The sequence below is a fragment of the Oligoflexus sp. genome, assembly GCF_035638955.1.
Lineage (GTDB): Bacteria > Bdellovibrionota_B > Oligoflexia > Oligoflexales > Oligoflexaceae > Oligoflexus.
Genome location: NZ_DASQYZ010000480.1, coordinates 1 through 3,167, shown reverse-complemented (window position 1 = coordinate 3,167; position 3,167 = coordinate 1). Strand labels below are relative to the sequence as shown.

The 3,167-nt window shown below is 46.1% G+C and carries 4 protein-coding genes; 1 reads left to right on the top strand and 3 read right to left on the bottom strand.

Annotated elements, in window-relative coordinates; genetic code table 11:
• Positions 1–588: 588 nt before the first annotated feature.
• From VE954_RS38910 to VE954_RS38900, 3 genes are all read right to left on the bottom strand, one after another.
• Entirely contained in the window at positions 589–1,686 is a 1,098-nt protein-coding gene (locus VE954_RS38910) for a hypothetical protein (RefSeq protein ID WP_324963361.1), read from the bottom strand.
• Positions 1,638–2,216, bottom strand: coding sequence for a hypothetical protein (locus VE954_RS38905; protein ID WP_324963359.1), 579 nt, complete (start codon positions 2,214–2,216; stop codon positions 1,638–1,640). Before VE954_RS38905 ends, VE954_RS38910 begins: the two co-directional genes overlap by 49 nt.
• Before the next feature lie 266 nt (positions 2,217–2,482).
• Positions 2,483–2,860 (bottom strand): tyrosine-type recombinase/integrase, encoded by a 378-nt coding sequence (locus tag VE954_RS38900; protein WP_324963357.1) that lies wholly within the window; start codon positions 2,858–2,860, stop codon positions 2,483–2,485.
• 28 nt (positions 2,861–2,888) lie between these two features.
• Here VE954_RS38900 and VE954_RS38895 point away from each other — a divergent pair, with 28 nt between their 5' ends.
• Positions 2,889–3,050: a hypothetical protein gene (locus VE954_RS38895; RefSeq protein ID WP_324963355.1), complete on the top strand. Its 162-nt coding sequence runs from the start codon at positions 2,889–2,891 to the stop codon at positions 3,048–3,050.
• The last annotated feature ends 117 nt before the right edge of the window (positions 3,051–3,167 follow it).

Here is a 3,167-nt window from a genome sequence, read left to right as displayed (position 1 = left end):
CCCGGATCCATCTTCAAAAGAATGATTCGAGCCCAAATCACCTTTTACTTCAGCATAACTTATCTCCGTGGGCTTTTCCCTGAATGGTGGAAAACGCCATTCTGATGGGACCTTCTCCAAGCCATACAGTATCTGAACATCGGCATATATCAAACTGGCATCCTTCTTTTAAAGGGCATTCAGAACTTCAGACATTTTATGGATGAAGACGGGAATCTGGTCAAGGAAAGCGGCAGTGGCTGACACCTCCATCAAAAGGTTGCCGCAAATGGAAAGCCGGGGATTCGAAGTATTTGTCCCTGCGAAGCAGTTGAGCCATATCGACATTGAACGCAGACTTTGAAATGCCTCCGTAGGGGACGTTGGCAACTGACATCTGAATCAAGCCGTCCTGACCTGATATGCAACATAAGTCCCTTTATGATGCATATTATAGAAGAATGACCGTAGTGGTTTTCAAAAGTCCTCTGCATCGATAGGCTAAAGTTCACTTCATTACGAAGCCAAAACAGCTCACAAACATGGCGCAAAAGATTTCTAAATCGGCAATGAAGTGATTTAGTGTCATACTTGCATGACTTGCTATGCCTAGAAGTCCCAATCCCAAGATGTATATGATCCTGACCTTTTCATCCTGGCAACGCTATACGAGTCAACGGGCGTCAAGGAAACTAACTCGATCTCCCCATGTACGTTTCTTTTGTATTCCAAACTTAAACATTCTTCTTGGTACTCTGTTTGATCAAAGTCCTCTTTAAATGTTTTACAAATCTCGGAACTGTCTGCTGCAAAACCGCATTCAGTGCAGCAAATGGCACTTATCTGGCAAGCGATCATTTCATCCCCGTCGTCATTAACAGAGCCAGATTCAATATCGATGATGACATTGACGGTCTCCTTGCAGTTAGGACATTCGCCCAATTCATAGGAGAACTTTCCTAAGGATTTGAAGCCGTAAACGGCCTCCAGTGTTTTGTATATTCCCCTGCCCGCGAACTGCTTTTTTGCTAGCTCCATTTTTTTGTCCATATCCGCAGCCTCCCAGGAATATTCGGAGTAAACTTCAATGGACGCCAGTCTGTCATCAAAATTCCTTTTGCTATATTCCTCGCATGCTTCCGAGGCAAGTTCGCTAAGTTCGTGAATACACTCAACCACTTGCTCATTGAAGAGATATCGGGACACCTTGCTTTTTTCCGACATATGAAAACAATGAACATGGCCGTTTCGAATCGTCGCCATTCTTGTGAGAAGCTGACGATGACGCTGGATGTCGTGGAATCGATGCACTCGGTCGATCGCTTCCAGCATCCCAATCCAATTTTCTGGCTTAAATTTATATCCGGCACTGGGATATTGGAGCGATTCAATTAAATCATTTGGTTCAATTTTGGAACTCAGTAGAAGAGGGGATTTTTCGAGTAAGATAAGCTTCAAAATCTTTTCAGCCAGAAATGTAAAGACAGAAATGAATAGGCTATTCCATTCCGCATCATCATTATTTTTATCCTTAAACACCTGAATCATTGTTTCAAGTGTGTCGACATCGATTTCAATGCAATTGATGATATGCGCTTTCTGTTCCGCAGCCTTCATACCCCGCCCTTCAATTAAAGATTCGAACTTTTTTGAGCCAATCATCCAGCCACTGCCCATTCCCATATTTTCGCAAGCAAAGCTTTCCATTCTTTTAACGCCACGAACGCCGCTCCAGAAACGACAAGGAACTGCAAACTCCAGATAATAATCCGAGGCGGAAGATAAATATGTGACGGAACGCCCTCCTTATCCCTGACCCAAGAGGGGTGTCTGGAAACCATGAATCGCAATCCAGCATTATCGCCACTCAACCAACAGGCATGCACCAGAATTTCCTTTTTGCTCAATTCGGCTCCTGGCTCATCAGCCTTGTCATATTCTTTATCAAGGCAAATAATTTCTCCGGATGTCTGGGGATGTGAGATAAAAGAGAGGTTCCATCCTCTAACCTGTGAATTATTTCTCTCGTAAGGAATGCCTAAAATCTCATATTGCAGGGACACTTTACCAGGTAAGTAGCCAATCACCCTAATTCTGCTATCAAGAGACAGCAGTCTTGGGTAAGCGTCTTCGATCGGAATTACTCCGCTGACTTCCCTGTTATCCAGAAAGCGTATTTCAGATACTTCTCCAACATCTGATGCAGTTTGGAGTGTCTGTCGAGTGAATATTCCCATTCGGTTGGTTCTCCGCCCCGGGAAAGGTATCTACACGGCCCTTCCTCTCCCGGCGTCAGTTCCTTGTTACGCAATAAGGTCTTTAACACCCACTTCACGAATAGCCACCATAAAACATTTGACAGAATGCTTTGAAGTCTGTGGCATATGCGCGTTAAGAACGTTGTGATTGATCCTATCAGAGATACGTGAATCAGAGCAGTCTTGACGTCGCGAGCTGCTGCTTGCAGATTGGTCATTTTCTATCTCATACTGTGATATCAAAATCAGTATCCAACCTTAAAAACCACACTCTTCTCGACGGTCTTTTTTCGCTTGTTATACCCCTGCGTCGTGCGCGAGTTTTTGTGGCCGAGCGCCTCCTGCACATCCTCAAGCCTTGCCCCCACGGTATCGAGAAGATGGCCGGTGAAGGTCGCGCGGCCCGAGTGAGGCGAGTAGCGGCGGAAGCTGTCGCGATCGACTTCTGCGCGCGTGAGGGCGGCATTGAAAATATAACGGATCGCCTCATCGCTCATGGGCACGTTGCGCCCGGTCTTCAGGCTTGGAAAGAGCACATGCTCGGGATTGTCGATCTGAAAGCCTCTGTTCCGAAGGATTTCCAGATGCTCCTCGATGGCAGCGATGGCAATGGGCTGTGGCACTGAACATGAGACGTCCACAGGAAAAATCGTGGGCGGTTTTATCGGCTCCAATGACCAGACACAGATTGGCGTCTATCCGGCTACGATCGGGTACCAGAATCTGGGACAAAATGAAGGGCGTTGTACGGCTGTTCGGATTTCGAAGGAATATTTTTTAACAGCGGCCGGGAGTGTAAAAAAGTTTGTGTAACCAGCCTCAACGGAGATAAGCTCGGACGCTGTCTCCATGGAAGGAGCTGGATATGGATAAGGAATCCCAACCATCAGAAAGCCTGCCGTTCGATCTGAGCAAAGTTCAGGATAAACT